This is a genomic window from Streptomyces sp. NPDC028910, from assembly GCF_055564955.1.
In genome coordinates, this window is the sequence record NZ_JBVHVF010000005.1 from 175,879 (window position 1) to 189,178 (window position 13,300).

At 70.2% G+C, this 13,300-nt stretch carries 12 protein-coding genes and 1 tRNA gene; 12 read left to right on the plus strand and 1 reads right to left on the minus strand.

The annotated features are described in order from the left end of the window. Positions 1–3 precede the first annotated feature (3 nt). From ACZ4TV_RS09755 to ACZ4TV_RS09775, 5 genes are all read left to right on the plus strand, one after another. Positions 4–342, plus strand: a complete 339-nt coding sequence (locus ACZ4TV_RS09755) for a SpdD-like protein (protein ID WP_468132566.1) — start codon at positions 4–6, stop codon at positions 340–342. Positions 343–432: 90 nt separating this feature from the next. Further along, positions 433–618, plus strand: a complete 186-nt coding sequence (locus ACZ4TV_RS09760) for a hypothetical protein (protein WP_468132568.1) — start codon at positions 433–435, stop codon at positions 616–618. 4 nt (positions 619–622) lie between these two features. Further along, entirely contained in the window at positions 623–2,002 is a 1,380-nt protein-coding gene (repSA, locus tag ACZ4TV_RS09765; protein ID WP_468132570.1) for a replication initiator protein RepSA, read from the plus strand. A gap of 11 nt (positions 2,003–2,013) precedes the next feature. Further along, positions 2,014–2,187 carry a helix-turn-helix transcriptional regulator gene (locus ACZ4TV_RS09770; RefSeq protein WP_392242298.1) on the plus strand — a complete coding sequence of 58 codons (174 nt, stop codon included), beginning with the start codon at positions 2,014–2,016 and terminating at the stop codon, positions 2,185–2,187. Further along, complete coding sequence (locus tag ACZ4TV_RS09775) at positions 2,184–3,557, plus strand: tyrosine-type recombinase/integrase (RefSeq protein ID WP_468132572.1); 1,374 nt, start codon at positions 2,184–2,186, stop codon at positions 3,555–3,557. The genes ACZ4TV_RS09770 and ACZ4TV_RS09775 overlap by 4 nt, the downstream gene beginning before the upstream one ends. A 219-nt stretch (positions 3,558–3,776) precedes the next feature. On the opposite strand, the gene ACZ4TV_RS09780 is transcribed toward ACZ4TV_RS09775, so the two are convergent. Continuing rightward, a tRNA-Arg gene (locus ACZ4TV_RS09780) sits at positions 3,777–3,848 on the minus strand. Between the two features lie 73 nt (positions 3,849–3,921). Between ACZ4TV_RS09780 and ACZ4TV_RS09785 the strand changes: the two genes are divergently transcribed. The 7 genes from ACZ4TV_RS09785 to rho all read left to right on the plus strand — a co-directional run bounded on the left by ACZ4TV_RS09785 (position 3,922) and on the right by rho (position 13,266). Then, positions 3,922–4,428 (plus strand): response regulator, encoded by a 507-nt coding sequence (locus ACZ4TV_RS09785; RefSeq protein WP_468132850.1) that lies wholly within the window; start codon positions 3,922–3,924, stop codon positions 4,426–4,428. Positions 4,429–4,562: 134 nt separating this feature from the next. Next, the gene (gene nrtL / locus ACZ4TV_RS09790; RefSeq protein ID WP_468132574.1) at positions 4,563–5,534 is read left to right on the plus strand and encodes an ArgS-related anticodon-binding protein NrtL; all 972 of its coding nucleotides are present in this window, start codon (positions 4,563–4,565) and stop codon (positions 5,532–5,534) included. A 19-nt stretch (positions 5,535–5,553) separates the two neighbouring features. Further along, positions 5,554–6,945, plus strand: a complete 1,392-nt coding sequence (lysA, locus tag ACZ4TV_RS09795) for a diaminopimelate decarboxylase (RefSeq protein ID WP_468132576.1) — start codon at positions 5,554–5,556, stop codon at positions 6,943–6,945. A gap of 126 nt (positions 6,946–7,071) precedes the next feature. Beyond that, positions 7,072–8,361, plus strand: a complete 1,290-nt coding sequence (locus ACZ4TV_RS09800; protein WP_468132852.1) for a homoserine dehydrogenase — start codon at positions 7,072–7,074, stop codon at positions 8,359–8,361. A 6-nt stretch (positions 8,362–8,367) separates the two neighbouring features. Continuing rightward, positions 8,368–9,438: a threonine synthase gene (gene thrC / locus ACZ4TV_RS09805; RefSeq protein ID WP_468132578.1), complete on the plus strand. Its 1,071-nt coding sequence runs from the start codon at positions 8,368–8,370 to the stop codon at positions 9,436–9,438. Between the two features lie 347 nt (positions 9,439–9,785). Further along, complete coding sequence (gene thrB / locus ACZ4TV_RS09810; protein WP_468132580.1) at positions 9,786–10,712, plus strand: homoserine kinase; 927 nt, start codon at positions 9,786–9,788, stop codon at positions 10,710–10,712. Positions 10,713–11,157: 445 nt separating this feature from the next. Continuing rightward, positions 11,158–13,266, plus strand: a complete 2,109-nt coding sequence (rho, locus tag ACZ4TV_RS09815; RefSeq protein WP_468132582.1) for a transcription termination factor Rho — start codon at positions 11,158–11,160, stop codon at positions 13,264–13,266. The last annotated feature ends 34 nt before the right edge of the window (positions 13,267–13,300 follow it).

A 13,300-nucleotide genomic window follows, 5' to 3' on the forward strand; every position in this document is an offset into this window, starting at 1 on the left:
CCGATGATCCGCCCCAAGATCCCGGTCAACCCGCTCCCGACCGGCCTAGTCATCCCCCTCGACCAGCCGACCACCAACGCCACGCTTGAGCCCCACCACAGCACCGCCGTGGCATGTGGCTGCCAGCACACCCCGGCACCGGCTCAGCCCCGCGTCCAGATGCCCGCCGTCCGCCTCACCCCGACCGGCCTCGTCGCCGTCGTCGCCGGTGGCGCCGGACTCGTCCTCGTCGTCGGCGCGGTCCTGGTCTCCATGCTCCTCGCGGTCGCCATCACCGGCGCCTCGGTCGCCGTCTGCGCCGTCGTCCTGCGCTCCCTGGTCAATCAGCAGCACCACCGCTGACCGGCCCCGGGACGGCCTCAACCGCCAAGTCTCCGCCGTCCCGGCGCCGTGCTCCCACCCGAACCAACCGATCCGGAAGGAAGCACCATCATGAACCAGCACCACCACACCCCGGGCCAGGTCTGCCCGAACTGCGACGGTCACGCCTCTGTCGCCATCACCCTCGGCGGCCGCGACCGCACCGGCCACCTCCGCACGATCACCGCCTACTGCCCCGCCTGCCACGGCACCGGCACCCGCGCCCGCCGCACCGCGACCGCCTCGGCTGGACGGTGACCGCGTGACCAACCTGCTCCAGGACCCGGCCACCCTCGGCGACATGCTGAGGGTGGCCTCGGCCCCCGACTACCAGCGCTGGCACGAGCAGATCCACCGCACTGGCGGCTGCTCCGACCCCATCCACATCACCGGGTGGACCCTCGCCAAGGACAAGACGTCCGGCGAGACCCTGCACCGCTACTCCACCGAGGGTGAGCCCGGCGGACGCCTGCGGATCGCCTGCGGCAACCGGCGCGCCTCACGCTGCCCCTCCTGCGCCTGGACCTACGCCGGAGACACCTATCACCTCATCCGCGCCGGACTCGCCGGAGACGACCGCCGCGACATCCCCGCCACCGTCCGCGAACACCCCCGCGTCTTCGCCACCCTCACCGCACCATCCTTCGGCCCCGTCCACAACCGGCCCTCCTCCGGACGCTGCCGCTGTGGTGTCCAGCACCACAGTGAGGACCCTGCGCTCGGCACTGCCCTGGACCCGGCGACGTACGACTACGCGGGCGCCGTCCTCTTCAACAACATGGCCGGCGCTCTCTGGGCCCGCTTCACCAACCGGCTCCGTCGCGAGATCGCCCTACGCGCCGGCCTCACCCGGCGAGAACTCGCCAACGTCTGCCGTGTCGCCTTTGGCAAGGTCGCCGAGTTCCAGAAGCGCGGTGCCGTCCACTTCCATGCAGTGATCCGCATCGACGGCACCGAGGGCCCGGAGACCCCTCCGCCCGCCTGGGCGACCACGGAACTCCTCGACACCTCGATCCGCTCCGCCGTCGCACACTCGTACACCTCCGTCAGCCTCCCCGCCGTGGAAGACCAGCCTGCTCGTACCTTCCGCTGGGGCACCCAGCTCGACGTCCGCCCCATCAAGGCCTTCGGTGACGGCTCCGACATCACGGAGCAAGCTGTGGCCGCGTACGTGGCCAAGTACGCGACCAAGGCCGCTGAGAACACTGGCACCCTCGACCGCCGCATCGGCAACCGTGAGGCCCTGTTCCTCCTCGACGTCCCCGACCACACCGCCCGGTTGATCGAAGCCTGCCTCGACCTGGACCCGCTCTACCCGGATCGTCGCCTCGCCGCCTGGTCGCACATGCTCGGCTTCCGCGGCCACTTCTCCACCAAGTCCCGCCAGTACTCGACCACCCTCGGCGACCTCCGCCAGACCCGCGCCGACTACCGCGCCGCCCAGGAGCGCGAAGCCCGCGGCCTCGGCGACGCCGATCCGGACACGGTGCTCGTCCTCGCCTCCTGGCAGTACGCCGGCCACGGCCACAGCCCCGGTGAGTCCGTCCTCGCCGCCACGATTGCCCGGGACATCCAGCTCAACCGCGAGACCGCCAGAGAGGCCCTGCGCGACCAAATTGCCTTGGAAGGAGACGTGACGTGAAAGACGAGCTGATGACCACGGCGGAGATCCTTTCCGAGCTGAAGGGGATCTCGCGACGCACCTTCTACAGGTGGCGTGAACTCGGCAAGGCTCCCAAGGCCTTCACGCTGCCGAACGGGGAGCTGCGGGTGTGGCGGAGCGACTTTCATGCCTGGCTGAGGAGTCGGGAGGGCGCTGCCGCGTGAAGTCGCTCGACGTCAAGATCTGGAGCGTCCGAAAGCGGGATACGAAGCGGCCTTCCTATGACGTCCGCTGGTCCGTGGCTGGGCAGGTCTTCTCCGAGTCCTTCCGGACGAAAGGGCTTGCTGACAACTTCCGCTCCAAGCTCATGCGGGCGGCGCGTGATGGGGAGGAGTTCGATACGGCGTCGGGTCTTCCCGGCTCGATGGCCGAACAGAAAGCGACCCTGAGCTGGTACGCGTTCGCCCTGAAGTACCTCGTCATGAAATGGCCTCATGCGGCGCCCAACACGCGGGATGGGATCAACGAATCCCTGACCTCGGTCACGATGGCGCTGCTGGATGATCGACCCGGTCGGCCCACCGATGTCGAGCTACGGAAAGCGCTTCGGAACTGGGCCTTCGTCCTGCCTGGCCCGGAAAGCAGGGATCTTCCCCCAGAGATCGGCAATGTCCTGCATTGGGTTGCCAAGGCTTCTCGGCCGTTGTCGGACCTGGCTAATCCGGCTCTTGGGCGGGCGGTCCTCGATTCGCTGAAGATCAAATTGGATGGGACCGCGGCTGCTGCCGAGACCGTGCGGCGGAAGCGGCGGACCTTGGTCAATGCCCTGCACTACGCCGTGGATCTTGGGGAATTTCGGGAGAACCCGCTCTCGGCCGTGCGCTGGCAGAAGCCCAAGGTGTCGAATGAGGTCGACCCGCGAGTGGTAGCCAATCCAGAGCAGGCCCGCTCGCTTCTGTACGCGGTCTCGTACGTCGGTGGCTATAGGCGGGCGCGTGGGCGGCGGCTGGTGGGGCTCTTCGCCGGGATGTACTTCGGGGGCTTTCGACCGGCGGAAGTCGTCGGGCTGGCTGAGGCGGATCTGGCCCTTCCGGATACCGGATGGGGAACCGCTCTGCTGCACCGGACGCGTCCGAGCGTGGGCAAGCAGTGGACCGACTCGGGGGAGAGCCATGACGACCGCGGGTTGAAGAATCGGCCCACGGAAGATGTGCGGCGGGTGCCGATTCCGCCGCAGCTCGTGGCCATCTTCCGCGAGCACCTCGACACCTTCGGGACCGCCCAGGACGGGCGCCTCTTCTTCAGCGAGGGCGGGGGAGTGGTCTCCTCCTCCACGTACTACCGGGCCTGGAAGGAAGCCCGCGTGCTGGCCTTGCCGCCGGCCGTCGCTGCCTCGCCGCTGGCCCAGCGGCCGTATGACCTCCGGCACTCGGCGCTCTCCACGTGGCTCAATGCCGGGGTCGACCCGACCGAGGTCGCCGAGCGCGCCGGCAACAGCGTGGAGGTGCTGCTGAGTCGGTACGCGAAGTGCCTCGACGGGCGCCAGGAGGTGGCCAACCGTCGGATCGAAGATCTGCTGCGTGAGTACGAGTGATCGCGAGTGAGTGGCGATACGCTGCGAGGCCCCTGGACCTGTCCGGGGGCCTTCGACGTTCCCCGGGCTGACCTGGGGCGATTGGTTAAGATCCTGTCCACGAATAGTCCACAGGCTCTGACATACGGGTGCACAGGGCGGCAGTTGGCTGCGCATACGCGAAGACCCCGTCCTCAGCATCTCTGCTGGTGGCGGGGTCTTTGGGCACTTCCTGCGAAGTGCCCCCGGCAGGATTCGAACCTGCGCACACGGCTCCGGAGGCCGTTGCTCTATCCCCTGAGCTACGGGGGCGCGTCGCTTGTGTTGCGGCGACGGGTTGAAGACTACCAGCTTCCGTGGGGTGATCAGGAACTGGTTTCCGGGCGTGGGGAGGGTGGGTCGCCCGCAGGGGGTGGAAGTGGCAAAAACCCGGACGCGGGGGCCGGGGCGGACCTACTCTCGAGTTGTGTCAGGCGTCTCGGGCCGGGTGCTTGTTGTCGACGACAACAAGGTCATCCGGCAGCTGATCAAGGTCAATCTCGAGCTGGAGGGCTTCGAGGTCGTGACCGCGAACGATGGTGCCGAGTGTCTGGACGTCGTGCACCGCGTGTGTCCCGATGTGATCACGCTCGACGTGGTCATGCCGCGGCTGGACGGGTTCGGGACGGCCGCGCAGTTGCGGGCCGATCCGCGGACCAGGGACGTGCCCGTGGCCATCGTGAGCGCCTGCACGCTCCAGGAGGTGGAGGCCGGGATCGCGGCCGGGGTGGATGCCTTCGTCGCCAAGCCCTTCGAGCCCGCCGAGCTGGTGGGGGTCGTGCGGAGGCTGGTCGAGCGCAAGGATCGGCGTGACGGGAGGAAAGGGGCGCCCGCCGGGAGGGGGAGGGGCTAGCGGTAGTCCCCTCGGCGCCGTCGTGCCCGCGGAGTGCTCCTGTGCTTGCTCCTGTGCGTGCTCCTGTGCGTGCTTCCTGTTCACATGGCGAAACCCTTCGTCTGATGGTGGGGCGTCTCGCCTAGGCTGGTCCCGTGACCCCCGCCGACCTCTCCCGTTGCGTCGTACGCGCCGTGCGCCGCGCCGTCGAGGACGGGGAGCTGGGCGGGCCCGTGCCCGCGCGGGTGGTCGTCGAGCGGACCCGGCCCGGTGGGGTGGGGGAGTACGCCACCCCCGTCGCCTTCCAGATCGCGAAGCGTGACGAGCAACGCCCGGCCGACGTCGCCGGCGTGCTGGCCCGCCGACTCGGCGGGGAACCGGGGATCGAGCGCGTCGAGATCACCGGCGCCGGGTTTCTGAATTTCACCCTGGGACCGCTCTCCGCCGCCCAGCTCGTGAGCGAAGTGCAGGGGGGCGTCCCGCCCATCCCGCCCCACCCGCCCGGTGACGTCGAGTCGTCCCGCGTCGAGCACGGGCACGGGCACGAGCACGCGCGCGAGCGCGTCGTCCGTGCGGCCGTCCTGCGGATCGAGGTCAGTCAGGGCCTGCCCCCCGGCCCGCCCCCGAGCGTCGCGCCCGTCGCCCAGCGGGACGGGGACGTCGTGGCGCGGTACGGGGCCGATGCCGCCCGCTGGGCCATGCTCACCGTGCCCGCCCGCGAGACTCCCGTCTTCTCCGACGACGTGCTCCTCGTGCAGGGGGAGAGCAGTGACTTCTTCCGGGTGCGCTACGCCTGTGAACGCAGTCGCGCCCTCGTACGCAATGCCGCCCAGCTCGGGTTCCACCCCGAGGCGGGTGATGTCGACGCCCCCCGGCTGCTGCGCGCCCTGGCCGACCACCCCCTCGTCCTCGAAGCCGCCGCGCACCACCGCGCGCCCGAGCGGCTCGCCAGGCACCTCGTCGAGCTGGCCGACGCGCTGCTCGACTTCCAGTACCGCGTACTGCCCAAGGGGGACGAGAAACCCTCGGCCGCCCACCGTGCCCGGCTGGCTCTTGCCGAAGCCGCCGGGACGGTGCTGGCCGGCGGCCTGGCCCTCCTCGGCATAGACGCACCGACACGCCTGTGACCTGCAAAGAGAGATACCGATGAGCCGTTCCGCGCACCCCGCCGGACCCCGCCACGCCGATGTCCTGCCCGAGGGGCACTACTCCCCGCCCCCGGCCGACCTCAACGCCCTCGACGAGAAGGTCTGGGCCCGCACGGTCACCCGTAACAGTGAGGGCGTCGCCAGCGTCGGCGGGATCGAAGTGACCAAGCTCGCCGAGGAGTTCGGAACGCCCGCCTACTTCCTCGACGAAGAGGACTTCCGGGCGCGGTGCCGGGCCTGGGCGCACGCCTTCGGCAAGGACGCCGACGTCTTCTACGCCGGGAAGGCGTTCCTCTCCAAGGCCGTCGTGAAGTGGCTGAAGGAAGAGGGACTGAATGTCGACGTGTGCTCCGGTGGGGAGCTGGGGACCGCGCTCGCTGCCGGCATGCCCGCCGACCGGATCGCCTTCCACGGCAACAACAAGTCCGAGGGCGAGATCCGGCGCGCCATCGAGGCCGGCGTCGGGCGCATCGTCCTCGATTCCTTCCAGGAGATCGCCCGCGTCGCGCACATCGCCCGTGAGCTGGGCGTACGCCAGCCCGTGCAGATCCGCGTGACGGTCGGCGTCGAAGCGCACACGCACGAGTTCATCGCCACCGCGCACGAGGACCAGAAGTTCGGCATCGCCGTCGCCGACGGGTCCGCCGCCGAAGCCGTACGGCGGGCGCTCGGGCACGACAGCCTGGAGCTGCTCGGCGTCCACTCCCACATCGGTTCGCAGATCTTCGACATGGCCGGCTTCGAGGTCTCCGCCAAGCGCGTCGTGCGGCTGCTCGCCGCCGTACGGGACGAACACGGCGTCGAACTGCCCGAGATCGACCTCGGCGGCGGCCTCGGCATCGCCTACACCTCGAACGACGACCCGTGTGAGCCCCACGAGATCGCCAAGTCGCTCACCGAGATCGTGGCCCGCGAGTGCGAGAGCGCCGGCCTGCGCGCCCCCCGGATCTCTGTCGAGCCCGGCCGCGCCATCGTCGGCCCGACCGCGTTCACGCTGTACGAGGTCGGGACGATCAAGCCGCTCGAAGGGCTCCGTACGTACGTGAGCGTCGATGGCGGGATGTCCGACAACATCCGGACGGCTCTGTACGACGCCGAATACTCCATCGCGCTCGTCTCCCGCACCTCCACCGCCGAGCCCATGCTCGTGCGCGTCGTCGGCAAGCACTGCGAGAGCGGTGACATCGTCGTGAAGGACGCCTTCCTGCCCGCCGACCTCGCGCCGGGCGACCTCCTCGCCGTCCCGGCCACCGGCGCGTACTGCCGCTCCATGGCCAGCAACTACAACCACGCGCTCCGTCCGCCCGTCGTCGCCGTGCGTGACGGACAGGCCCGAGTGATCGTCCGCCGCGAGACGGAGGAAGATCTCCTGCGTCTCGACCTCGGATGATGAAATAGGTGTCTCACTCAATGGACCGAGGATGGAAACTGCTGTCCATTGAGTGAGACTGGTTCCACCCGGTGCGCAAACCGCGCGCGGGGTACTGATGGAAGATCGAAAGGCGTAGGTCGAATGATGCGTACGCGTCCGCTGAAGGTGGCGCTGCTGGGCTGTGGAGTGGTCGGCTCAGAGGTGGCCCGCATCATGACGACGCACGCCGACGACCTCACGCAGAGGATCGGCGCGCCCGTGGAGATCGCCGGCGTGGCCGTACGCCGCCCCTCCAAGGTGCGCGAGGGCATCGATCCGGCCCTGATCACCACCGACGCGACCGCCCTCCTCAAACGCGGCGACATCGACATCGCCATCGAGGTCATCGGCGGTATCGAGCCCGCTCGTACGCTGATCACCACCGCCTTCGAGCAGGGCATCTCCGTGGTCTCCGCGAACAAGGCCCTGCTCGCCCAGGACGGCGCCGCGCTGCACGCCGCAGCCGAAGCGGGCGGGCTGGACCTCTACTACGAGGCCGCCGTCGCCGGCGCCATCCCGCTGGTCCGCCCCATGCGCGAGTCCCTCGCCGGCGACAAGATCAACCGGGTGATGGGCATCGTCAACGGCACGACGAACTTCATCCTCGACAAGATGGACTCGACCGGCGCCGGCTACCAGGAGGCGCTCGACGAGGCCACCGCCCTCGGCTACGCCGAGGCCGACCCGACCGCCGACGTCGAGGGCTACGACGCCGCCGCCAAGGCCGCGATCCTGGCCGGCATCGCCTTCCACACCCGCGTCCGCCTCGACGACGTGTACCGCGAGGGCATGACCGAGGTCAGCGCCGCCGACTTCGCCTCGGCCAAGCGGATGGGCTGCACCATCAAGCTCCTCGCGATCCTGGAGCGTGCCGCGGACGGCGAGTCCGTCACCGCCCGCGTGCACCCGGCGATGATCCCGCTCAGCCACCCGCTCGCCTCCGTCCGCGAGGCGTACAACGCCGTCTTCGTCGAGGCCGAGGCCGCCGGGCGGCTCATGTTCTACGGGCCCGGCGCGGGCGGTGCTCCGACCGCGTCCGCGGTCCTCGGCGACCTCGTCGCCGTCGCCCGCAACAAGCTCGCCGAGGCAACGGGGCCCGGCGAGTCGGCGTACACCCAGCTGCCGGTCAGCCCCATGGGCGACGTCGTCACCCGGTACCACATCAGCCTCGATGTGGCCGACAAGCCGGGCGTCCTCGCCCAGGTGGCGACCACCTTCGCGGAGCACGGTGTCTCCATCGACACCGTCCGCCAGCAGGGAAAGGACGGCGAGGCCTCCCTCGTCGTCGTCACTCACCGCGCAGCCGACTCGGCCCTCTCCGGGACCGTCGAGGCGCTGCGGAAGCTGGACACCGTCCGCGGTGTCGCCAGCATCATGCGTGTTGAAGGGGAGTAAGGACCCATGAGCAGCAATCGCACCCACCAGTGGCGCGGCATCATCGAGGAGTACCGGGACCGCCTGCCGGTGACGGACACCACTCCCGTGGTCACGCTCCGCGAGGGCGGCACTCCCCTCGTCCCCGCGCAGGTGCTCTCCGAGCGGACCGGCTGCGAGGTGCACCTCAAGGTCGAGGGGGCCAACCCCACCGGGTCCTTCAAGGACCGCGGCATGACCATGGCCATCACCAGGGCCAAGGAGGAGGGCGCCAAGGCCGTCATCTGCGCCTCCACCGGCAACACCTCGGCCTCCGCCGCCGCGTACGCGGTGCGCGCCGGGATGGTCTCCGCGGTGCTCGTGCCCCGCGGCAAGATCGCGCTGGGCAAGATGGGTCAGGCCCTCGTGCACGGCGCCAAGATCCTCCAGGTGGACGGCAACTTCGACGACTGCCTGAACCTGGCCCGCGCGCTGTCCGACAACTACCCGGTCGCGCTGGTCAATTCGGTCAACCCCGTACGTATCGAGGGCCAGAAGACGGCCGCGTTCGAGATCGTCGACGCGCTCGGTGACGCCCCCGACATCCACGTGCTGCCCGTCGGGAACGCCGGCAACATCACCGCGTACTGGAGGGGCTTCAAGGAGTACAAGGCCGATGGCCTGTCCACCCGTACGCCCCGCGTGTGGGGTTTCCAGGCCTCGGGCTCCGCGCCGATCGTGCGCGGCGAGGTCGTCAAGGAGCCGCACACCATCGCCACCGCCATCCGCATCGGCAACCCGGCCTCCTGGGAGTACGCGCTGGCCGCGCGCGACGAGTCGGGCGGCTTCATCGACGAGGTGACGGACCGCCAGATCCTCGCCGCCTACCGGCTGTTGGCCGCTCAGGAGGGCGTCTTCGTCGAGCCCGCCTCGGCCGCCTCCGTGGCCGGTCTGCTCAAGGCCGCCGACCTGGGTCTGGTCGACCCCGGCCAGACGATCGTGTGCACCGTCACCGGCAACGGCCTGAAGGACCCCGACTGGGCGATCGCCGGCGCTCCACAGCCGGTCACCGTTCCGGTGGACGCCGAAGCCGCTGCCATCCGCCTCGGCCTGGTCTGACCGCACCCCCTCGTGAGCCGGGTCCCGGAGGGTTCCCGAAGGCCTCCGCAGGCCCTCCTGAGATCCTCCGGAACCCGGCAACTCACCCCGTACGACGATAAAAGTGCGGCCGATTCCGGTCGGATCCGGTCGAAGTCGGTCCAAGCCCGCGACACGCATCGTGCGCCTCCTGTGCGCCCTATGTCGCGAGAGAACCTTCCTTCGATACGCTGTACTTACATCCGCCACCGCGCATATGACACGGTGCTGCCCCGAGGGCCTTCGGGTGTCGTACGTTCTCCAGTACATTCGCAGCGAGCCAGCGAAGAGCGAAGATCTCGCACAGTCACAAGGAGTGTCATCGGACGATGGCCGGTCCAGCGTTCCGCGCCGCCGCCGTACGGGTGCGCGTCCCCGCCAGCAGTGCCAATCTCGGCCCGGGCTTCGACGCCCTGGGCCTGGCCCTGGGGCTCTACGACGACGTAGTCGTCCGGGTGGCCGACTCCGGCCTGAACATCGACATCGCGGGTGAGGGCGCCGAGACCCTCCCGCGGGACGAGAGCCACCTGCTCGTACGGTCCATGCGCACCGCCTTCGACCTGCTGGGCGGACAGCCGCGCGGCCTCGAGGTCGTCTGCGCCAACCGCATCCCGCACGGCCGCGGCCTCGGCTCCTCCTCCGCCGCCATCTGCGCCGGCATCGTCGCCGCCCGCGCCGTGACCATAGGCGGCGAGGCAAAGCTCGACGACGCGGCGCTGCTGGAGCTCGCCACCGAGATCGAGGGCCACCCCGACAACGTCGCCGCCTGCCTGCTCGGCGGGTTCACCCTCGCGTGGATGGACGGGGGGAGCGCCAAGGCGATCCGGATGGAGCCCGCCGAATCCATCGTTCCGGTGGTCTTCGTACCGTCCAAGCCGGTCCTGACCGAGACCGCGCGCGGCCTGCTGCCGCGCACCGTCCCGCACGTGGACGCGGCCGTCAACGCGGGCCGCGCGGGCCTGCTCGTGGAAGCCCTGACCAGGCGTCCCGAGCTCCTGCTGCCGGCCACCGAAGACCGCCTCCACCAGGAGTACCGGTCCCCGGCGATGCCGGAGAGCGTGGCACTTGTGAACCGGCTGCGGGCGGACGGCATCCCCGCGGTCATCTCCGGCGCGGGCCCCACGGTCCTCGCGCTGGTGGACAGCGGCGCGGCCGACAAGGTCGCGCAGCTCGCGGGCGAGGGGTGGGCGGCCAACCGGCTCGCACTCGACTCCGCGGGCGCGAGCGTACTTCCGCTGGGCACCCAGGGCGGCTAGGCCTGTTTCAGGAGGTCACGACGTCTGAACGCACAACCGGCCAGGGGCGGGCGGCCAGGGCAGGCCGCCCGCGCGGAAGGGTGCGGTTGCCGGTGATTGAGAGGGGGAATATCTATTGGATCCGATAGTGTTAGTCTCAAGTGCGCATCGGAAGCCGCCATGGCTCGGTGCTCAGTGTCCCCATCCGGGACCACATTTCTTCCGGGAGCCTCCCCGACTGCTTTGATCACTTCCAGCAGTTTCGAGCACGCTCCGGAATCGGCGTGACATTCCCACGCGTCCAGCTCGGGGGCTTCTCGCCGGAACCACCCATGCACGTTCTCTCCGCCGTATCTCTATCGGCGGACCACCGCCCCGGCACGGTCCACACCTAGGACCGTTGTCGGACAGCACAACCGGTCGCCGAGCCAGACAGGCCGACGTCCGCTCCAGGGAAGGACCCTTCGTGAGCGACACCACCGATCTGATGGGCGCTGCCGACACCTCTGTCGACACCAGTGCCCCCGCCGCGGGCGCCGCACCCAAGCGTCGACGCACCGGCACCGGCCTTGACGGCATGGTCCTGGCCGAGCTGCAGCAGGTCGCGTCGGGCCTCGGGATCAGGGGCACCGCGCGCATGCGCAAGAGCCAGCTGATCGAGGTCATCAAGGAGGCGCAGGCGGGCAGCGGTGCCTCCAAGGCCGCGCCCTCCGCAGCCGCGGACACCGCCGAGGCCAAGCCGAAGCGCCGCGCCACCAGCAAGGCCCGTACGGCCACCGCCGATGCCGCGCAGCCGGGTACGGCCGCCGCGGAGGCGCCCGCCGAGAAGCCTGCCGCGCAGGCGCAGATCGAGATCCCGGGCCAGCCGGCCAGCGACGACGCCCCGGTGGGCGAGCGTCGCCGCCGTCGGGCCACGGCCCCCTCCGGCAGTCCGGAGACCTCGGCGCCCGTCGCCGTGCAGGTCGAGCAGAAGACCGAGACCGTGACCGTCGCGCCCGCGCAGTCCGAGGTCAAGGCCGAGGCCGCCACCGCGGTCTCCGCCGGCCAGGCTCAGGGCGACGGCGAGGGCCGTGGCCGTCGCGACCGCCGCGACCGCGGTGACCGCGCCGAGCGCGGCGACCGCCAGCGCGACCGCCGTGACCGCGGTGCCAAGGCCGACGACCAGGGCCAGGGCGGCCAGGGTCAGGGCCAGGGCGCGCAGGGCGGCCAGGGCGGCGGCCGTCCGGACCGCGCCGACCGCCAGGACCGCCAGCAGCAGGGCGGCCGCGGCCAGGGCCAGGGTCAGCAGGGTCGTCAGGGCCCCCAGGACCACGGCCCGCAGGACGACTTCGACGACGAGAGCGGCCGTCGTGGCCGTCGCGGCCGTTACCGCGACCGCCGTGGCCGTCGTGGCCGCGACGAGTTCGCCCCGAGCGAGCCGCAGGTCGCCGACGACGACGTGCTGATCCCCGTCGCGGGCATCCTCGACATCCTCGACAACTACGCGTTCATCCGGACCTCGGGCTACCTGCCCGGCCCCAACGACGTGTACGTGTCCCTCGCTCAGGTCCGCAAGGCGGGTCTGCGCAAGGGCGACCACACCACCGGTGCCGTGCGCCAGCCCAAGGACGGCGAGCGCCGAGAGAAGTTCAACGCCCTCGTGCGGCTGGACTCGGTGAACGGCATGGCGCCCGAATCCGGCCGTGGCCGACCGGAGTTCCAGAAGCTGACCCCGCTCTACCCGCAGGACCGGCTCCGTCTGGAGACCGACCCGGGCGTGCTGACGACCCGCATCATCGACCTCGTGTCGCCGATCGGCAAGGGTCAGCGAGGCCTGATCGTGGCCCCGCCGAAGACCGGCAAGACCATGATCATGCAGGCGATCGCCAACGCGATCACCACCAACAACCCCGAGTGCCACCTGATGGTCGTCCTGGTCGACGAGCGTCCGGAAGAGGTCACCGACATGCAGCGGTCGGTCAAGGGCGAGGTCATCTCCTCGACCTTCGACCGCCCGGCCGAGGACCACACCACCGTCGCCGAGCTGGCCATCGAGCGCGCCAAGCGTCTCGTCGAGCTGGGTCACGACGTGGTCGTCCTGCTGGACTCCATCACCCGTCTGGGCCGCGCGTACAACCTCGCGGCGCCCGCCTCCGGCCGCATCCTGTCCGGTGGTGTCGACTCGACCGCGCTGTACCCGCCGAAGCGCTTCTTCGGTGCCGCGCGCAACATCGAGGACGGCGGCTCGCTGACCATCCTGGCCACCGCGCTCGTCGACACCGGCTCGCGCATGGACGAGGTGATCTTCGAGGAGTTCAAGGGCACCGGCAACATGGAGCTCAAGCTCGACCGGAAGCTCGCCGACAAGCGCATCTTCCCGGCCGTCGACGTCGACCCGTCGGGCACCCGCAAGGAGGAGATCCTCCTCAACGCGGAGGAGCTCGCCATCGTCTGGAAGCTGCGCCGGGTGCTGCACGCGCTCGACTCGCAGCAGGCGATCGAGCTGCTGCTCGACAAGATGAAGCAGACGAAGTCGAACGCCGAGTTCCTGATGCAGATCGCGAAGACGACCCCGTCGGGCAAGAACGACGACTGACGTCCGACCCGCAGCATCACCACAGCAGCCCCCG